The 16,436-nt window shown below is 67.2% G+C and carries 18 protein-coding genes; 4 read left to right on the forward strand and 14 right to left on the reverse strand.

All coding sequences use genetic code 11. From position 1 onward, the window contains the following. Positions 1 to 2 precede the first annotated feature (2 nt). Positions 3 to 1,151, reverse strand: a complete 1,149-nt coding sequence (gene pdhA / locus LJ754_RS02720; protein ID WP_227925230.1) for a pyruvate dehydrogenase (acetyl-transferring) E1 component subunit alpha — start codon at positions 1,149 to 1,151, stop codon at positions 3 to 5. Positions 1,152 to 1,338: 187 nt separating this feature from the next. Here pdhA and LJ754_RS02725 point away from each other — a divergent pair, with 187 nt between their 5' ends. After that, a complete protein-coding gene (locus LJ754_RS02725) occupies positions 1,339 to 1,815 on the forward strand; it encodes an Lrp/AsnC family transcriptional regulator (RefSeq protein WP_227912682.1) in 477 nt (158 codons plus the stop codon). Between the two features lie 39 nt (positions 1,816 to 1,854). Then, complete coding sequence (locus tag LJ754_RS02730; protein WP_227925232.1) at positions 1,855 to 2,757, forward strand: SDR family oxidoreductase; 903 nt, start codon at positions 1,855 to 1,857, stop codon at positions 2,755 to 2,757. Positions 2,758 to 2,970: 213 nt separating this feature from the next. On the opposite strand, the gene LJ754_RS02735 is transcribed toward LJ754_RS02730, so the two are convergent. The 7 genes from LJ754_RS02735 to paaA form a co-directional block, all read right to left on the reverse strand. Further along, complete coding sequence (locus tag LJ754_RS02735) at positions 2,971 to 3,219, reverse strand: DUF6480 family protein (protein WP_227912680.1); 249 nt, start codon at positions 3,217 to 3,219, stop codon at positions 2,971 to 2,973. Positions 3,220 to 3,374: 155 nt separating this feature from the next. Beyond that, on the reverse strand, positions 3,375 to 4,142 hold the full coding sequence (locus LJ754_RS02740; protein WP_227925234.1) for an enoyl-CoA hydratase/isomerase family protein: 768 nt from the start codon (positions 4,140 to 4,142) through the stop codon (positions 3,375 to 3,377). 9 nt (positions 4,143 to 4,151) lie between these two features. Next, positions 4,152 to 5,321, reverse strand: a complete 1,170-nt coding sequence (paaE, locus tag LJ754_RS02745; RefSeq protein WP_227925235.1) for a 1,2-phenylacetyl-CoA epoxidase subunit PaaE — start codon at positions 5,319 to 5,321, stop codon at positions 4,152 to 4,154. Positions 5,322 to 5,323: 2 nt separating this feature from the next. Next, positions 5,324 to 5,827 (reverse strand): 1,2-phenylacetyl-CoA epoxidase subunit PaaD, encoded by a 504-nt coding sequence (gene paaD, locus LJ754_RS02750; RefSeq protein ID WP_227912946.1) that lies wholly within the window; start codon positions 5,825 to 5,827, stop codon positions 5,324 to 5,326. A 5-nt stretch (positions 5,828 to 5,832) separates the two neighbouring features. Next, the gene (gene paaC, locus LJ754_RS02755; protein WP_227925237.1) at positions 5,833 to 6,651 is read right to left on the reverse strand and encodes a 1,2-phenylacetyl-CoA epoxidase subunit PaaC; all 819 of its coding nucleotides are present in this window, start codon (positions 6,649 to 6,651) and stop codon (positions 5,833 to 5,835) included. Beyond that, the gene (paaB, locus tag LJ754_RS02760; protein ID WP_227925238.1) at positions 6,648 to 7,061 is read right to left on the reverse strand and encodes a 1,2-phenylacetyl-CoA epoxidase subunit PaaB; all 414 of its coding nucleotides are present in this window, start codon (positions 7,059 to 7,061) and stop codon (positions 6,648 to 6,650) included. The genes paaC and paaB overlap by 4 nt, the downstream gene beginning before the upstream one ends. Before the next feature lie 2 nt (positions 7,062 to 7,063). Beyond that, positions 7,064 to 8,053, reverse strand: coding sequence for a 1,2-phenylacetyl-CoA epoxidase subunit PaaA (gene paaA, locus LJ754_RS02765; RefSeq protein WP_227925428.1), 990 nt, complete (start codon positions 8,051 to 8,053; stop codon positions 7,064 to 7,066). A gap of 215 nt (positions 8,054 to 8,268) precedes the next feature. Here paaA and LJ754_RS02770 point away from each other — a divergent pair, with 215 nt between their 5' ends. Next, positions 8,269 to 8,970: a hypothetical protein gene (locus tag LJ754_RS02770; protein ID WP_227925239.1), complete on the forward strand. Its 702-nt coding sequence runs from the start codon at positions 8,269 to 8,271 to the stop codon at positions 8,968 to 8,970. Here LJ754_RS02770 and LJ754_RS02775 read toward each other — a convergent pair. Next, positions 8,967 to 9,161, reverse strand: coding sequence for a helix-turn-helix transcriptional regulator (locus LJ754_RS02775; RefSeq protein ID WP_227912673.1), 195 nt, complete (start codon positions 9,159 to 9,161; stop codon positions 8,967 to 8,969). The genes LJ754_RS02770 and LJ754_RS02775 overlap by 4 nt on opposite strands. Positions 9,162 to 9,163: 2 nt before the next feature. Beyond that, positions 9,164 to 9,586, reverse strand: a complete 423-nt coding sequence (locus tag LJ754_RS02780; protein ID WP_227925241.1) for a hypothetical protein — start codon at positions 9,584 to 9,586, stop codon at positions 9,164 to 9,166. Between the two features lie 146 nt (positions 9,587 to 9,732). Here LJ754_RS02780 and LJ754_RS02785 point away from each other — a divergent pair, with 146 nt between their 5' ends. Then, positions 9,733 to 11,910 (forward strand): S9 family peptidase, encoded by a 2,178-nt coding sequence (locus LJ754_RS02785; protein ID WP_227925243.1) that lies wholly within the window; start codon positions 9,733 to 9,735, stop codon positions 11,908 to 11,910. 16 nt (positions 11,911 to 11,926) lie between these two features. Here LJ754_RS02785 and LJ754_RS02790 read toward each other — a convergent pair whose 3' ends face one another. The 4 genes from LJ754_RS02790 to LJ754_RS02805 are packed head-to-tail and all read right to left on the reverse strand — an operon-like array spanning position 11,927 to position 16,336. Beyond that, complete coding sequence (locus tag LJ754_RS02790) at positions 11,927 to 12,979, reverse strand: LacI family DNA-binding transcriptional regulator (RefSeq protein WP_227912670.1); 1,053 nt, start codon at positions 12,977 to 12,979, stop codon at positions 11,927 to 11,929. Continuing rightward, positions 12,976 to 14,436 carry a GH1 family beta-glucosidase gene (locus tag LJ754_RS02795; RefSeq protein ID WP_227925245.1) on the reverse strand — a complete coding sequence of 487 codons (1,461 nt, stop codon included), beginning with the start codon at positions 14,434 to 14,436 and terminating at the stop codon, positions 12,976 to 12,978. Before LJ754_RS02795 ends, LJ754_RS02790 begins: the two co-directional genes overlap by 4 nt. Next, complete coding sequence (locus tag LJ754_RS02800) at positions 14,433 to 15,380, reverse strand: carbohydrate ABC transporter permease (RefSeq protein WP_227925246.1); 948 nt, start codon at positions 15,378 to 15,380, stop codon at positions 14,433 to 14,435. The genes LJ754_RS02795 and LJ754_RS02800 overlap by 4 nt, the downstream gene beginning before the upstream one ends. Continuing rightward, positions 15,377 to 16,336 (reverse strand): carbohydrate ABC transporter permease, encoded by a 960-nt coding sequence (locus LJ754_RS02805; protein WP_227925248.1) that lies wholly within the window; start codon positions 16,334 to 16,336, stop codon positions 15,377 to 15,379. The genes LJ754_RS02800 and LJ754_RS02805 overlap by 4 nt, the downstream gene beginning before the upstream one ends. Positions 16,337 to 16,436 lie beyond the last annotated feature (100 nt).

The raw sequence follows: 16,436 nt of genomic DNA on the forward strand, positions 1-16,436 counted from the left end.
GGTCAGCCGCGGTCAAGTTCGCTGCGCAGCAGCCGGGCCTGCTCGGCCAGTTGCGGGGTGCGCCGGGTATACACGTGTTCGAACAGCTCCTGCGGGTCGGGAACGACGTCGGCGTTCAGGCCGTCGCGCATAGTGGCGGCAACCGCTTCGGCGTCGGCCGCGAGCTCGGTTTCCCGTGCATCGTCCAACAGCCCCAGTACGCGCAGGTAGGTCCGGGTCCGGGCCAGCGGGTCCCGGGGCACCCAGTCCTGCACTTCCTCCGCGGTGCGGTACCGGGTGGCGTCGTCGGCGTTGGTGTGCGGCTGCATCCGGTAGGTATGCGCTTCCACCAGGGCCGGGCCGCCGCCTTCCCGCGCCCGCTCCACCGCTGCACCCAGGACGGCAAGGAGGGCCGCGACGTCGTTGCCGTCCACCCGCTCCCCCGGCATCCCGTACCCCACGGCTTTGTGCGCCAGGGAAGGTGCCACGGACTGGTTCCGCAGCGGCACCGAGATGGCGTACTGGTTGTTCTGGATAAAGAAGACCACGGGGAGGTGGAATACGGCGGCGAAGTTCAGGGCCTCGTGGAAGTCCCCCTCGCTGGTGGCGCCGTCTCCGCACAGCGCCAGGACCACAGTGTCCTCGCCCTTCAGCTTGGCTGCGTGGGCAACACCGACGGCGTGCAGCAGCTGCGTGGCGAGCGGGGTGGCCTGCGGCGCCACCCGGTGTTCATACGGGTCGTAACCGCTGTGCCAGTCCCCGCGCAGCAGGGTCAGCACCTGCAGCGGGTCAACGCCTCGGGACATGACGGCGACGCTGTCACGGTACGTGGGAAAGAGCCAGTCCTGGTCCCGAAGCACCGCGGCGGCGGCAACCTGGCATGCTTCCTGCCCGTGCGATGAGGGGTACACGGCCATCCGCCCCTGGCGCACCAGCGCGTTGGCCTGGTCATTGATCCGCCGTCCGGTCACCAGCTGCGCGTAGGCGTCCAGCAGGGCGTCTCCGGCGGGCAGAAGGTAGCTCGGGTGCACAGAGGCAGTGCCGTTGGCATCGATCAGCTGCACCGGGGTGTCCGACGGGAGCAGGTTCTGCACAGCGGCGCCGGATGCGGCGTCGGGCACGCCGTTGGAGGAGGGGGCCGCCTGGGGCGGACGTCCGGGAGAGATGGTCATTACGAGCCTCCGTCCTTCAGTGCCCGCGGCGTCATTGCACGCGGGAACTTCTGTCTTGCCAGTATGCTGACCGGCGCGCAGGCATAGCCAGCATCCGCGGAAATCTTGGACGCATTGGACGGCCGGGAGTAATCTGATGGACACCTTGCAAATGTGACGCAGATTACTTGGGGAGAGCGTGGACATTATGGCAGCTACACCGGCAACCACAGCAACACCGAAGCCAACACAGGTGCTGGACGATATTGACCGGAAGATCCTGGCCGTCCTGAGGTCCGACGGCCGGGCGTCTTTTACCGCCGTGGCCCAGGCCGTGCACATTTCCCGGGCGCACGCCTATTCGCGGATCGCACGGCTCACCGACACCGGTGTCCTCAGCCGATTTACCGCCCTGGTGGATCCGGAAAAGGCCGGACTGGGCTCCTCCGCCTATGTCACCCTGAAGGTCCGCCAGCATGCCTGGCGGGAATTGAAGGACCGGCTCGTCGATATCCCGGAAATCCACCACATCGCGCTGGTGGGCGGTTCCTTCGACGTCATTGTGCTGGTCCGGGCCGAGGACAACGTCCACCTGCGGCGGGTCATCTTCGACCAGCTGCAGTCCATGCCCGGGGTCCTGGATACCCAGACGTTCCTGGTCTTCGAGGAACGCGACACCCGCTAGGACAAACGGCCCGCCGCCGGGACGCCTTACGCTGGGCGAATGACTTCCGCTGCCGTACCGTCCGCTGTCCCGTCCTCCGCTGTCCTGTCCTCCGCTGTCCCGTCCTCCGCTGTCCTGTCCTCCGCTTTCCCGTCCTCCGCTTTCCCGTTGTCCGGACGGACCGCCGTCGTCACAGGTGTCAGCAGGCGCAGGGGCATTGGCTACGCCATTGCATCCCGGCTGGCCGCCATGGGTGCCAACCTGTTCGTGCAGCACTATGCCCCCAACGACGAGGCCCAGCCGTGGGGTGCCGATTCGATCGACGACCTGCTGCGGGAGCTGCGCGGAAAACTGGTCGGTGATGCCCGGCTCGACCATGCGGGGATGGACCTGGCCCCGGCCGACGGCGCCCGGCAGCTCGTCGACGCTGCCCGGGACGCATTCGGACACGTGGACATCCTGGTCTGCAACCATGCAATGAGCGGCAGCGACGGGCGCCTGCTGGAGATGACGCCGGAGAAGCTGGACGCGCACTGGCAGGTGAACACGCGCTCCACCCTGCTGGCCACGCGGTACTTCGCCGAACAGCATGACGGACGCCCCGGCGGGCGGGTGATCTGGCTGACCTCGGGACAGTCCAAGGGGCCCATGCCTGCGGAAATCGCCTACGCGACGTCGAAGGGGGCACTGGCCGGGATCACGGCCTCGGTGGCTGACGACTTGATTGGCCGCGGCATAGTCCTCAACACCGTCAATCCGGGACCGGTCAACACCGGCTACCTCGACGACGCCACCAGGGACCGGCCCTCGGAGGAACTGGAGGCCGTGCTGGCCCACTTCCCGGGCGGCCGGTTCGGGGAACCCGACGATCCGGCGCGGCTCGTCGCCTGGCTGGTGAGCGACGAAGGCCGGTGGATGGTCGGCCAGGTACTGAACACCGAAGGCGGCTTCCGCCGCTGGTAAATGTTGCGCTCAAACCTAGACGGGCTGGCGCCCGGCAATGAGCCATCCGGCACCGGGACGGAACGGCGGCACGGGCGCCTCCGGGTGCCGTTCCACCAGTTCAAGCCGGCCTGAAACGGCCCGGTCTACGAGAGGGTGGAGGCAAACATGGCCGCGGCATACGACGGCGCCCGCAGCAACTGCTGCAGGCGCCGTGGTGCCGCGGGGGCGGGGTCAGTTCTCGTCGTGGCCCTGATCAGTGCTCATCTGGTCTTCTGCGGGAGGGGTTTCTCCCGGGGGAACACCGCCGCCGGGCTCCAACCCGGTGATGTTGCCATCCAGGGGATCCGGGTTGGTGCTACCGGCTTTTGCCTCGCTGTGCTCATGGTTGCCGGTGCCCTCCTGGGTCCCGGCGCCCTTTTGCGCGTCCTTGGGCTTATCCGGATTAGCCGGATCGTTGTTCGGGTTGTAGCTGTCGGCCATGTTCCGCCTCCTGGTCTGTTTCCTGGTCCCGGCAAGCACGGTTGTAAGCATGCTTACGAGTTCTCTTCCAACCTAGCCCGGTGCGTGCCGCATCACAAGCCGGGACGCAATCCCCGGTGCTTCCGTGCGCTTCCGGAGGGGATCCGGGACGCCGCTCAGCGCCGGAACACCGGCTTGCGCTTCTCCTTGAATGCTGCAAATCCCTCAGCGTAATCCGGTGTCCTGCTCAGCCGCTCCTGCACCTCGTTTTCGGCATCGAGCGCCTCCCAGAAGCCCAACCGCCGGTCCCGGATCTCCGCCACCAGCGCCTTGGAGGCCAGCAGCGCCCGGGCGGGGCCGGCCGCTGCCCGGGCTGCGGCTTCCCGGGTTTGTGCGAGCAGGCCGGCAGGTTCCAGGGCGCGGCTGAACAGGCCGCCCGCCACTGCTTCGGTGCCGCTCATCAACTCGGCGGTGTAGATCAGGTCCAGGGTGCGGTGCGGGCCGAGCCGTTCGGTGAAGAGCCAGTGCCCGCCCGAATCCAGGGCCGCCCCAAGGTTCGCGAACGGCGAGCCGATCTTCGCGTCCGCGGCTACGTAGACGACGTCGGTGGCCGCGAGCAAACCCAGGCCAACCCCGAGGCAGGCGCCCTGCGCGGCAGCGAAGGTTGGCGCCGGGAAAGCGGACATTTTCCGCAGCAGCGGTTTTACGCCCTCCACCAGGTAACCCCGCGCATCATCATCCGCAGGGTTTACCCCCGAGATGTCCCGGCCGGCACAGAAACTGCGACCCGCCCCGAGCAGCAGCAGTGCGCGCACACCGGCCGCCGCGGCGTCGTCGTAGGCCCGTCCCAGCTCACCCAGTGCCTCGAAATCCAAGGCGTTGAGTTTCTGCGGGGCGTTCAGCAGGACCTCGGCCACCCCGTCCCTGATGCTCAGCTCGATCATCGGTGCCTCCTAGGCGTCGTAGTCCACGTTGACTTCGGTGCTGGTGGGCCGGCTCTGGCAGGTGAGCACGTAACCGGCTGCAAGCTCTTCCGGTTCCAGCGCGTAGTTCTCTTCCATCTCCACGGTGCCGGCCACAAGCTTGGCGCGGCAGGTCCCGCAGACGCCGCCGGCACAGGCGAACGGCACGTCCGGGCGCACCCGAAGGGCCGCATTCAGGATCGATTCCCGGGCATGGACCGGACTGGAGACCGACCCCTGCAGCCCGTCCAGCCGGAAGGTGATGCCGTAGTTTTCGCCCGAGCTGTCCGGCACAACGGGACGGCCGGATGAGCCTTCCGGCCGGTCCGGACGGCCGGTGGTAAACAGCTCGAACCGGACTTTGGCCGGATCGACTCCGCGTGCGGACAAGGCATCGCGGCACAGCTGAACCAGCTCGAACGGCCCGCAGAGGAACCATTCGTCCACAGCATCGGCCGGCAGGACCGTACCGATGAGTGCCGTGAGTTTCGCGGCGTCGATCCGGCCGGAGAGCAGCGGAGAAATGCGCTGTTCACGCGACAGCACGTGGTGCAGCGCGAACCGGGACGGGTAGCGGTCCTTCAGGTCCGCCAGCTCTTCGAGGAACATCACGTCCATGGCGGCCTTGTTCGCATAGACCAGGTCAAAGCGGGTGGTGTCCGAAGAGGCCAGGATGGTCCGGGCAATGGCAATGACCGGGGTGATGCCGGAGCCGGCGGCCACGGCGGCAAACACCTGCCCCTCAACCTGCTGGTGTGCCGGCATGCCGGCGGGGCCCCCGCTGTATGCGTCGGAAAGGGCGGCGGGCAGGGAGCGCGAAGTGAAGCTGCCGGCCGGGCTCATCACGTCCAGCGCATCCCCGGCCAACAGGTGCTCGTTGGCCCAGGAGGAGAACAGTCCGCCCAGGTCCCGTTTGATTGCCACCCGCAGCTCCCCCGGGCGTGGCTCGGCGCAGATGGAGTAGCTGCGCCGCAGTTCGGTGCCGTCCAAAACCTTGCGCAGGGCAACATACTGCCCGGGCAGGTAGTGGTACGAATCCACCAGGTCCGGCGGCACCGCGAAAGTGACCTCGACGGCGTCTTCGGTCAGCCGGCGCACTGCGGCAACGGTCAGCGGATGGAAAACGGCACGCCGGACGGGTGCCGCGGGAAGGACGGACATCTTTAGAGCACCTTGAAGTAGTCGAACGGTTCACGGCAGTCGCCGCAGACCCACAGCGCCTTGCACGAGGTGGACCCGAAGCGGGTCAGTTCGCGGGTATTCAGCGAGGCGCACTGCGGACACTTCACGCTCAGTCCCACCCGGACGGGGCCGGCCGCGGCGCGTCCCGACGGCGGGGCGATGCCGTAGGCGTCCAGCTTCGCCTTGCCGGCACTGCTCATCCAGTCGGTGGTCCACGCCGGGGCCAGCTCCAACCGGACCTGCACTCCGGTGTATCCGGCCCGGTGCAGGGCTGCGGTGACGTCCTCGGTGATGGCGTCCATGGCCGGGCAGCCGGAATAGGTGGGGGTGATGGCCACCTGGACCCCGGCCCCGGAAACCTCCACCCGGCGCAGGACCCCCAGGTCCTCGATGGTCAGCACGGGAATCTCCGGATCACACACCGTGGCGGCCACATCCCAGGCCGCCGCTGCGGCGGGGTCTGCCGGGCGCAGGGCGGATTCCATCACGCTCACCACGTGGCACCCGGGTGTTCACGGGCCAGGACCTGCATTTCCGCGAGCATATAGCCGAGATGCTCGCTGTGCCGGCCCTGCCGTCCGCCGCCGGGCGCGGGCTGGACCATGGGCACCTCCAGCTCGGCCTCCCGGAGCACGGCGGAAATGTTGCGTTCGAAGGCCGGTTTGAGGGTGGACGGCAGCACGGCCCGGTCCCCCAGGGCGGTAACCAGGGCGTCGTCGTCGAACAGTTCACCCACGTAGGGCCAGGTCAGTTCCAGCGCCCGGATCATCCGGCGACGGGACTCGTCGGTGCCCAGCCCCAGCCGCAGCACCCACTGGGCACTGTGGTCGCGGTGGTAGTCCACTTCCTTGACCGCCTTCGCTGCGATGGCGGCCAGGGTTGCGTCAGCACAGTGCTGCAGGGCGCTGTACAGCTCGAACTGGTAGAAGGAGACGGCGAACTGCCGGGCAATGGTCCGGGCGAAGTCACCGTTGGGCTGCTCCATCAAGTGCGCAGAGCGGAACCCGGATTCCCCGCGCCAATAGGCCAGGTCATCCTCGGTCCGCCCGTCGGCGCTGCCGGCGTAGGTCAGGAAGGAGCGGGCATGGCCCATCAGGTCCAGGGCTATGTTGCCCAGCGCCACGTCCTCCTCAAGTTCCGGGGCACGGGAAATCCACCAGCCGAGCCGCTGGGCCAGCACCAGCGCGTCGTCGCCCAGCCGCAGCGCATATTCGGCCACCTCGGCGGGTGCACGGGTTCCGGCGGCGGCAATGTCTTCCGGGCGCAGGGCGTTGCCCGGGGTAATCCGGGTGGCGCTGTCCGAGCTCACAGGTGCTTCACCCCTTCGGATTCCGTGTAATAGGTGGCGTGCCGGTAGTCCTTGCCCTGCGGGGACTCGAAGAACTGCCCCTTCGCGTCCGGGTCGCTGGCAATGATGGCCGACACCGGGACCACCCAAAGCGAGACGCCCTCGTTCCGCCGGGTGTAGAGATCGCGGGCGTTCCGCACGGCCATCTGGGCATCGGGGGCGTGCAGGGACCCGGCATGGACGTGCGACAGGCCGCGGGAGGAACGGACGAAGACTTCCCAGAGCGGCCACGCACCGGCCGGGACGGCAGGCTGCGGGGCAACTGGGGCCGCGGCGGCGGCAGTCTCAGTCGCGGGGGCCGCCTGAGTCTCCGGGGCCGCCTGAGCGGCGGGACGGGAGCCGTCGTCGCCGGTTGTAGATCCACCCGTCATGGCTATGCCGCTCCTTCCCGGGACTGCCGGGCCGACTGCCGGGCGGCGTAGGCCGCAGCGGCCTCACGGACCCAGGCGCCGTCTTCGTGCGCTTCGCGGCGGCGTGCCAGCCGCTGGGAGTTGCAGGGGCCGCGGCCGGCGAGGACCTCACGGAACTCGTCCCAGTCCAACGGTCCGTGCTCCCATTTGCCGCTTTCGTCATTGAGGCGGATGTCCGGGTCCGGCAGCGTCAGGCCCAGCACCTTGACCTGTTCCACGATCATGCCCACGAACCGGGAGCGCAGTTCGTCGTTGGAGAAGCGCTTGATGTTCCAGGCCATGGACTGGCGCGAGTTGGGGGAATCGTCGTCGGGCGGGCCGAACATCATCAGCGATGGGGCATACCACCGGTTGATCGCATCCTGGGCCATTTCCCGCTGGGGCTCGGTGCCGCGGGCAAGTTCCAGCAGGATCTCGAAACCCTGCCGCTGATGGAAGGATTCTTCCTTGCAGATCCGAACCATGGCCCGGCCGTACGGTCCGTAGGAGGCGCGGCATAGCGGGACCTGGTTGCAGATGGCCGCGCCGTCCACCAGCCAGCCGATTGCCCCCATGTCCGCCCAGGTCAGAGCGGGATAGTTGAAGATCGACGAGTAGCGGGCCTTGCCGGCAATGAGGTCTTCGGTCATCTGTTCCCTCGGCGTGCCCAGGGTTTCAGCTGCGGAATACAGGTACAGTCCGTGTCCGGCTTCGTCCTGGACCTTGGCCATCAGGATGGCCTTGCGCTTGAGCGAGGGCGCCCGGGAAATCCAGTTCCCTTCCGGCTGCATCCCAATGATTTCCGAGTGTGCGTGCTGGGAGATTTGCCGCACGAGGGTTTTCCGGTATGCATCCGGCATCCAGTCCCGCGGTTCCACCCGTGTGTCGGCGGCGATCAGCCTGTCAAAGTGTTCTTGCCCGCCGGAACCGCTTCCGGTCTCCGCACTGAGAGCTGTCCGGCCCATATTTTCCATGCTCATCATCCCAACCGCACTCGTCCCAACCGCGTTCGTCCCAACCGCACCCGGTGCAACGCGCCGCAGGCATTGAATCCCCGCCTCAGTGGACGGCAGTATTGCTACCGACCGTATTATTTACCGACCGTTCGTTCAGAATATGGAGAGTGGATACGAGGGTCAAGACCCTATGGAAAACTGAACACAGAGAGTTCAACGCGGAGAGGATTACCATGGGTACCCCCGAACCCGATGCCGGGCGCCGGATACCGGGCGCCCCTGCAGGTGCTGCTCCGGGCGGGGCTGACCCTGCCGGGGCTGACCCGGCCGGTGTTGGTCCGGCCGGTGCTGACCTTGCCGGGGCTGGCCCTGCCGGTGTTGGTCCGTCCGGTGCTGCCCTTCCCGGACCGCGGCCCGAGGACCGGGAGGAACGGCCGGCCGTTCGTTCGGCAGCGGTGGTCATTGTGCCAACGCTCCTGGGACTGCTGGGCTTTTTCGCCGTGGCGGCCGCGGTGACCTCCGATGCCGCTACCGTCAACGTCACTGCGCCGGGCCTGCTGCTGGCCTTCACCGCCCTGGTTGTTGCCGGGGTCAGCCCGCTCTACGCACGCAATCCCACCTGGCGTTCGCTGCGGCGTCCGACCCTTCTCCTCGCAGCCTGCCTGGTGGTGGAAGCCGTCCTCCTGCTGGCTGCACCGCACTTGGTCCTATTCTCGCTGCCGGCACTTCCGCTGGCCCTGGCAGGGGGCACCGTCCTGCTGGGCACCAGCCTCTGGGGGCAGTTCCGCAAGGGCCCGGCGCCGGAACCGGTACTGCTCCCCCACCGCGAGATGCCGCCGCGGCCCTTCACCTCGACCCTCCTGGTCGTGGCGGTGAACTGGCTGCTTTTCCTCAGCGTGGGAGCGCTGTGCGCTTGGTTGCTGCTGGGCGACTAGCCCCCGGGCAGGAACAGGTCTTCAATATGCCGGCCCAACACGCGGGCCAGGCTAAAGGCCAGCGGCAGGGACGGATCAAATTTGCCCTTCTCGATGGAAATCACCGTCTGCCGGGAGACCCCCAGGCGTTCGGCCAACTGCACCTGTGATAGTCCCAGGCGCAGCCGCTCCTGGGCCACGCGGTTCTCCATGCCTAAGAATTCCGGTGCCGGGCAACGGCATAACGCAGTGTCCAAGCCCCCAGCCCGGCCGCACAGTACAGCGGCAGCGGCGCGGCCCAACCTGCCACTGCCTGCACCACCACTCCGGCGGCCAGCAGCACTATCAGGTCCGTGAATGCCGCAGCTGCGGCATCCCGCGTCCAGGAGCGTTCGACGTCGGCGGCCGAGGCCGTGTCCAGCCGGCGGGTTTCCCCGGCGTTCAGCACCAGCATCCAGAACGCCGCCGCCGCTACCGGGCCCACCGCCGCGGCGAAGACCGGCACATACAGCGCCGGGTCCCCACCGGTCCGCAGCGCCGCGGCCCAGCCAAGGAGCGCACCGGCGGCCGCACCACTTGCTGCGGCCGCACAAATCGTCAGGAGGCGGGTGCGGCCGCCCTTCGTCTCGGAAGTCATGGCCTGGAGCATGCCATGCCGACTCCGGAGATGTAAAGCGTGCTTTACATCCCCGCCCGCTGACGCCGGGGGTCCGCGGGCTAAGCCGCGAGCATAACGCCAGCGCGGTCCTTCGACGCCGCGGCCCGGATGGATATATTCGAAGCATGACTACTCCCCAGCCCCCGGTTGCCAAGAAAGTCCCGACTGAACGCACCCACCACGGTGACACCTTCATCGACAACTATGAGTGGCTGCGGGAGAAGGAAAACCCCGAGGTGGTTGCCCACCTGACCGCGGAGAATGCGTACGCCGCCGAGATCACGGCCGATCAGGAGCCGTTGCGCGAGGAGATCTTCAACGAGATCAAGAACCGCACTGAGGAGACGGACCTCTCCGTTCCGGCCCGCAAGAAGGGCTGGTGGTATTACACCCGCACCGAAGAGGGCAAGCAGTACGCCATTCACTGCCGCACCGCCGCCCAAGACACCGGGGACCTCGACGCCGACTGGACGCCGCCCGCCGTCCTGCCGGGCGTCCCGGTGGAAGGCGAACAGATCCTCGTGGACGGGAACGTGGAAGCCGAAGGCAAGCCGTTCTTCTCCTTGGGCGGACTGGCCGTGACCGAGGACGGCAACCTGCTCGCCTACTCCGAGGACAACGCCGGCGACGAGCGTTTCACCCTGCGGATCAAGGACCTGCGCACCGGGGAGCTGCTCCCGGACACCATTGCCAACGTTTTCTATTCGCTGGCCTTCGCCCCGGACGGCACCCGCGTCTTCTACACCGTGGTGGATGATTCCTGGCGGCCGTACCAGATCAAGGCGCATACCCTGGGCACCCCGGTCGAGGACGACGTCGTGATCTACCAGGAAGACGACATTGCCATGTGGACCGGCTTCGACCTCTCCGCAGACCGCAGGCAGCTGCTGATCGGCATTAGCAGCTCCGAATACAGCGAATACCGCGTGCTGGACTTCGCCGATCCCACGGACACGGTCCGCACCCTGATTCCCCGCAGCGCACACATCCTTTACGAGGCCGAGCCGCTGACCCTTGACGGCCGCCGCCAGTACCTCCTCACGCACAACCGCGGGGCGCTGAACTCCATGCTTTCGCTGGTGGACGAGGCCGAATTCGACAAGCCCCTGGACGAGCAGCAGTGGCGCACCGTGATCGCCCACGACGACACCGTGCGGGTCAACGGCGCAGCCGTCACCGCCACGCATGTGCTCGTTTCGGTCCGGAAGGACACCACCGAGCGGGTCCAGATCCTCCCGGTTGACGGCCTGGGCACCGGCGCGCAGGGTTCCCCGGTGGAACCGGCCTTCGACGAGGAGCTCTACACCGCCAACCTGGCCAACGCAGAGTTCGACTCCCCGATCATGCGGCTCAGCTACACCTCCTTCCTTACCCCGCCGCGGGTCTACGACTACGTGCTGGCCACCGGCGAATTGGAGCTGCGTAAGGAAACCCCGGTGAAGGGCGGCTACCGGTCCGAGGACTACGTAGCCGAACGTGATTGGGCGACGGCGGCGGACGGCACCCGCATTCCGCTCTCCGTCATCCGGCGGGCGGACCTGCAGCGGGACGGCAGCAACCCGGCCCTGGTCTACGCCTACGGCAGCTACGAAATGAGCATGGACCCGGGGTTCAACGTAGCCAGGCTCTCGCTCCTGGACCGCGGAGTGCTGTACGTGGTGGCGCATGTGCGCGGCGGCGGAGAAATGGGCCGCTCCTGGTATGACAACGGCAAGAAGCTGCACAAGAAGAACACCTTCACCGACTTCGTGGATGCCACGGACGCGGTGGCGGCGTCCGGGTGGGCGGATCCGGACCGGATCGCGGCCATGGGCGGCTCGGCCGGCGGCCTGCTGATGGGCGCCGTCGCGAACCTGGCGCCGCAAAAGTACCGCGCCATCGTGGCGCAGGTGCCGTTTGTGGACGCGCTGACCAGCATCCTTGACCCTGATCTGCCGCTCTCGGCCCTGGAATGGGAGGAATGGGGCAATCCCATCACCGACCCCGAGGTCTACCGGTACATGAAGGAATACACGCCCTACGAGAACATCCGGGCCGTGGACTATCCCAAAATCGCCGCCGTCACCAGCTTCAATGACACCCGTGTGCTGTACGTGGAACCGGCCAAGTGGGTGGCCCAGCTGCGCGAAACCACCACCGGCAGCGAACCTATTGTGCTCAAGATCGAAATGGACGGCGGCCACGGCGGGGCTTCCGGGCGGTACGAGGCCTGGAAGGACCGCGCCTGGGACTACGCGTTCATCCTGGCCGCCCTGGGCGCCCGGGACCTGCTGTCGGCGGCCAAACGGGAGAACGCCGCCTAGGCGGATTCCCGGCGGGCTAGGCGGACTGCCGGATGACCAGTTCCGGCGGGTAGATAGCCGGTTCCAGGCGCGATCCGGGCTCCTCGATTTCGCGCAGCAGCATTTCGGAGGCGCGCCGTGCCATCTCGACCATCGGGTTCACCACGGTGGTCAGCCCGGGCTTGCTCGAGGCGGCCAGCTGGTGGTTGTCATACCCCACCAGCGCCACGTCCCCGGGAACCGACAGGCCCCGCTCGCGCAGGACGGTCAGCACACCCAGGGCCATGAGGTCCGACGCCGCGAAGATGGCGTCAATCCCCGGATCGGCGTCCAGCAGCCGGGCTGCTGCCGCTGCGCCGCCTTCGGTGGTGAAGTGCCCGGACTCCGCCCCGGCAGAGACCAGCCCTGCTTCAGCGAGCCCGGCACGCCAGCCCTCCGTGCGGTCCTGCGCGGCGGTCATGTCCGCCGGTCCGGTCACCGTGGCGATCCGGCGGTAACCGCGGCCGGCTAGGTGCCGCGCCGCGAGCAGTCCGCCGGTGTAGTTGTCAGTATCCACGAACACCAGTCCCTGGCGGCCATGCCACGGCCGGCCGATGAACACGGCCGGCAGCGGCGCGTCCGCCAGTTCGATTTCCAGAGCGTCGGCCTTGTGGTGCGAGACCACTATGGCCCCGTCCACGTGGCCGCTGCGCAGGTACCGGATGATCTGGCCGGCTTTTTCCCCCTGCCGGGCAATCAGCAGCACCAGCTGCACCTCGGTGTCCGCCAGCGACTCGGTGATCCCGTTGAGGGTCATGGCGAAGAAGGGATCCACCAGGACCCGGCCGTCCGGTTCGGGAATCACCAGGGCAATGGAGTCGGCACGGCTGGTGGCCAGCGACCGGGCTGCCCTGTTGGGGGTGAAGCCCAGCTCTCCGATAGCGGCGTCAATGGCCGCCTGCGTCCGGGCGCTGACCCGGGCCCCGCCGTTGATCGCCCGCGACACGGTGGAGCGGGAGACGCCGGAAAGCGCCGCCACGTCTTCCAGTGTGGGACTGCTGCGGCGGGGCTTGACCTGCGTTCCGCGGGTGCCCTGGTTGAGGGAGCTCACTGAATCGACGATACGACATCCGGTGCGGCCGCGGAGGACCTTTCCGGCAAGGCATTGGTACGTGCGGTTTCGGCGAACCACCGGGCGCTGGCCTTCGGTGTGCGGACCTGGGTCTGGTAGTCCACATGGACAATGCCGAACCGCTTGGCGTAGCCCCAGGCCCATTCAAAGTTATCCATGAGCGACCAGGCAAAGTAGCCGCGGACGTCGACGCCGTCTGCTGCCGCATCGCGGACAGCCTGCAGGTGCGCTTCGATGAACCCCAGCCGGTCCTCGTCCTGGACCACGCCGTCCACCACAACGTCGTCGTCGAACGCGGCGCCGTTTTCCGTGATGTACAGCGGGACCCCGGCGGGCCCGGTGTAGTCGCGCTGCAGCCGGAGCAGGAGGCGGTGCAGGCCCTCGGGCTGGATTTCCCACCCCATGTTCGTCACCGGCAGTCCGCGGGGCACGGAGTAGACCCCGTCCGCGGCGGGATACGGGCTGGCCGACGGCCGCGAAACGGGCGCCTCGGTGCTCCGCAGTGTGGCCGGACGCGTCTTGGTGACGGCCTCGCCGTGGTAATAGTTCACGCCCAGGAAATCGACCGGTGTGCTGATAACCGCCATATCCCCTTCGCCGATGTGCTGTCCCAAACCGTATGGGGCCAGATCAGCGAGGACGTCCTCGGGATAACTGCCGCGGAAAACCGGGTCGGCGAACACCCGGTTGAACTGCCCGTCGATCCGGCGGGCGGCGTCCACGTCGTCGGGGTTCTCGGGATCCAGCGGATCCGCGACGGTGAAGTTCAGGGTCAGGCCCACGTCCAGGGACGCATCGCGGGCCTTCAGCTCCTGCGCGGCAAGTCCGTGGCCGAGCAGCAGGTGGTGGTTGGCGGCCACGGCCAGGGACCGGTCCTGCAGCCCGGGTGCGTGCTCGCCGCTTGCGTAGCCGAGATAGGCGGAGCACCAGGGCTCGTTCAATGTGGTCCAGGCCTTCACCCGGTCCCCCAGGGCGTCGTGGACGCTCAGGGCGTACTCGGCAAAGCGGTAGGCAGTGTCGCGGTTGGCCCAGCCCCCGGCGTCCTGCAGCGCCTGCGGCAGGTCCCAGTGGTAAAGGGTCAGCCAGGGCTTTATTCCGGCGTCGAGCAGTTTGTCAGTGAGCCGGCTGTAGAAGTCCAGGCCGGCCGGGTTCACTGCGCCGCCGTCGGGCCGGATCCTCGCCCAGGAGGTGGAGAAGCGGTAGGAAGCCAGGTTCAGCGACTTCATCAGGGCCACGTCTTCATCAAGGCGGTGGTAGTGGTCGCAGGCGACGTCGCCGTTCTCGGCGTTGACCACTGCGCCCGGGACCCGGCTGAAGGTGTCCCAGATGGAGGCCTTGCGGCCGTCTTCCCACGCGCCACCCTCGATCTGGTAGGCGGCGGTGGCCGCCCCCCACAGGAATCCCGTGGGGAAGTTTCCGTTGGTGTGCTGCGTCATCCCTTAACCGCTCCCTGCATAATTCCTGCAACCAGGTGCCGTCCTGCGACGGCGAAAACAATAAACAGCGGAATGGTGGAGAGCACCACTCCGGCAAGGACCACCGAGTAGTCCACGAAACGCGCCGACTGCAGTTGCGCCAAGGCCACCGGCAGCGTCGGGTTCTGCGCGTTGAGCACAATCAGGGGCCAGAAGAAGTTGGTCCACGTGGCCACGAAAGTGAACAGTGCCAGCATGGCGGCAGCCGGGCGGGCGGCCGGCAGGGCCACGTGCCAGAACGACTGCCACATGTTCGCGCCGTCCATCCGGACGGCTTCAATCAATTCGTCCGGCAGGGCGTCCTGGAGGTACTGGGTCATCCAGAACACGCCGAACGCGGTGACGAGCCCGGGAATGATGACGGCGCCCATGGTGCCGGTCCAGCCGAGCTTGGACATCACGATGAACAGCGGGATGACGCCGAGCTGCGTGGGAACGGCCATGGTGGCCACCACGAAGACCAGCAGCGCCTTCGAACCCTTGAAGCGCAGCTTGGCGAAGGCGAAGCCGGCCAGGGAGGAGAAGATCACCACGGAGGCGGCGGTCACTGTGGAGACCAGGACGCTGTTGCCCAGGGCCCGCCAGAACGGGATGCTGTCGAGCACTGTTGCGGCATTGGCAAAGAAGTTACCGCCGGGGATCAGTGGCACTCCCTTGGCAATTGCGGTGCTGTCGTGGCTGGCGACCAGGACGGACCAGAGGATCGGCAGGGCTGAGCCCAGGATCACTGCTCCGAGCAGCCCGTAGGTGAGGAAGCCGGGCCGCTTGTTGTATCCGCCCGTCTTCGCCGCCCGGACATGGACGCGTCCCGGACGCTGGTCCTGTCCGCCGCGGTCACGGCGTCGCTTGGCTGCTTCGGCGGCCTTGCGGCCGGCGGTCTGTTCGACCATGGGTACGGAAGTCATTTCCGTCCTCCCTGGGTGGCGATGCGTCGGGTGATGAAGAAGTTCAGTGCGGCGATGACCACGATGATGACGAACAGCAGCCAGGCCACTGCAGAAGCACGTCCCAGGTTGCGCTGGCCCCAACCCAGTTCCCAGATGTAGATCGTCAGGGTCTGCCATTGGCGGTCTGCACCGCCGAGCCCGTACGTGTCGAAGACGCGGGCCTCGTCGAAGATCTGCAGTCCGCCGATGGTGGCGGTGATGACAACGAAAATCACGGTCGGGCGCAGCATGGGCACGGTGATGGAGATGAACTGCCGCCAGCGGCTGGCACCGTCGATAATCGCGGCCTCGTACATGTCCCGCGGGATCGCCTGCATGGCGGCCAGGAAGATCAGCGCGTTGTAGCCGGTCCAGCGGAAGTCCACCATGGTCGCAATCGCGACGTGGCTGGCCAGGGAGTTGGCATGCCAGGGAATGGCCGGGAGTCCGATGGAAGTCAGCGCACCGTTGATGGCACCCGACTGGTCAGCGAAGAGGTTGCCGAAAATCAGGCCCACGGCTACGGGGGCAACGATGTAGGGCAAAAGCACGCCCATGCGCCAGAAGGTCTTGGCACGCAGGTTGGCATCCAGCACGGCGGCGATGGCAATGGCAAGAATGATTTGGGGCACTGCGGAGATCAGGAAGATGCTGAAGGTGTTGCCCACCGCATTCCAGAAATACGGCTGGGAGAGCACAAAGGTGAAGTTCTCGGTGCCGGTGAAGCCCTGGTTGCCGCCAATCAGGTTCCAGTTATGCAGGGAAACCCATCCGGTGTAAATCAGCGGGAAGAGGCCGACGATGGCGAAGATGATGAAGAACGGCGAAATGTAAAGGTACGGGGAGACTTTGACGTCCCAGCGGGCCAGCCGGCTGCTGAACCCTAACCGCCGTACCGGCGTCCGCGCTGCCGGCGGCTTGACGGTGACAGCCATGGCTGACTTCCTAACGTTCAAGGGGGAAGAAGTTGGGTCCGGTGCCTGCAGCGCCATCCTGCGGACTACACACAGTGGCAGCCACAGGCACCGGAGGTTA

Source organism: Arthrobacter sp. zg-Y40, from assembly GCF_020731535.1.
GTDB lineage: Bacteria > Actinomycetota > Actinomycetes > Actinomycetales > Micrococcaceae > Arthrobacter_B.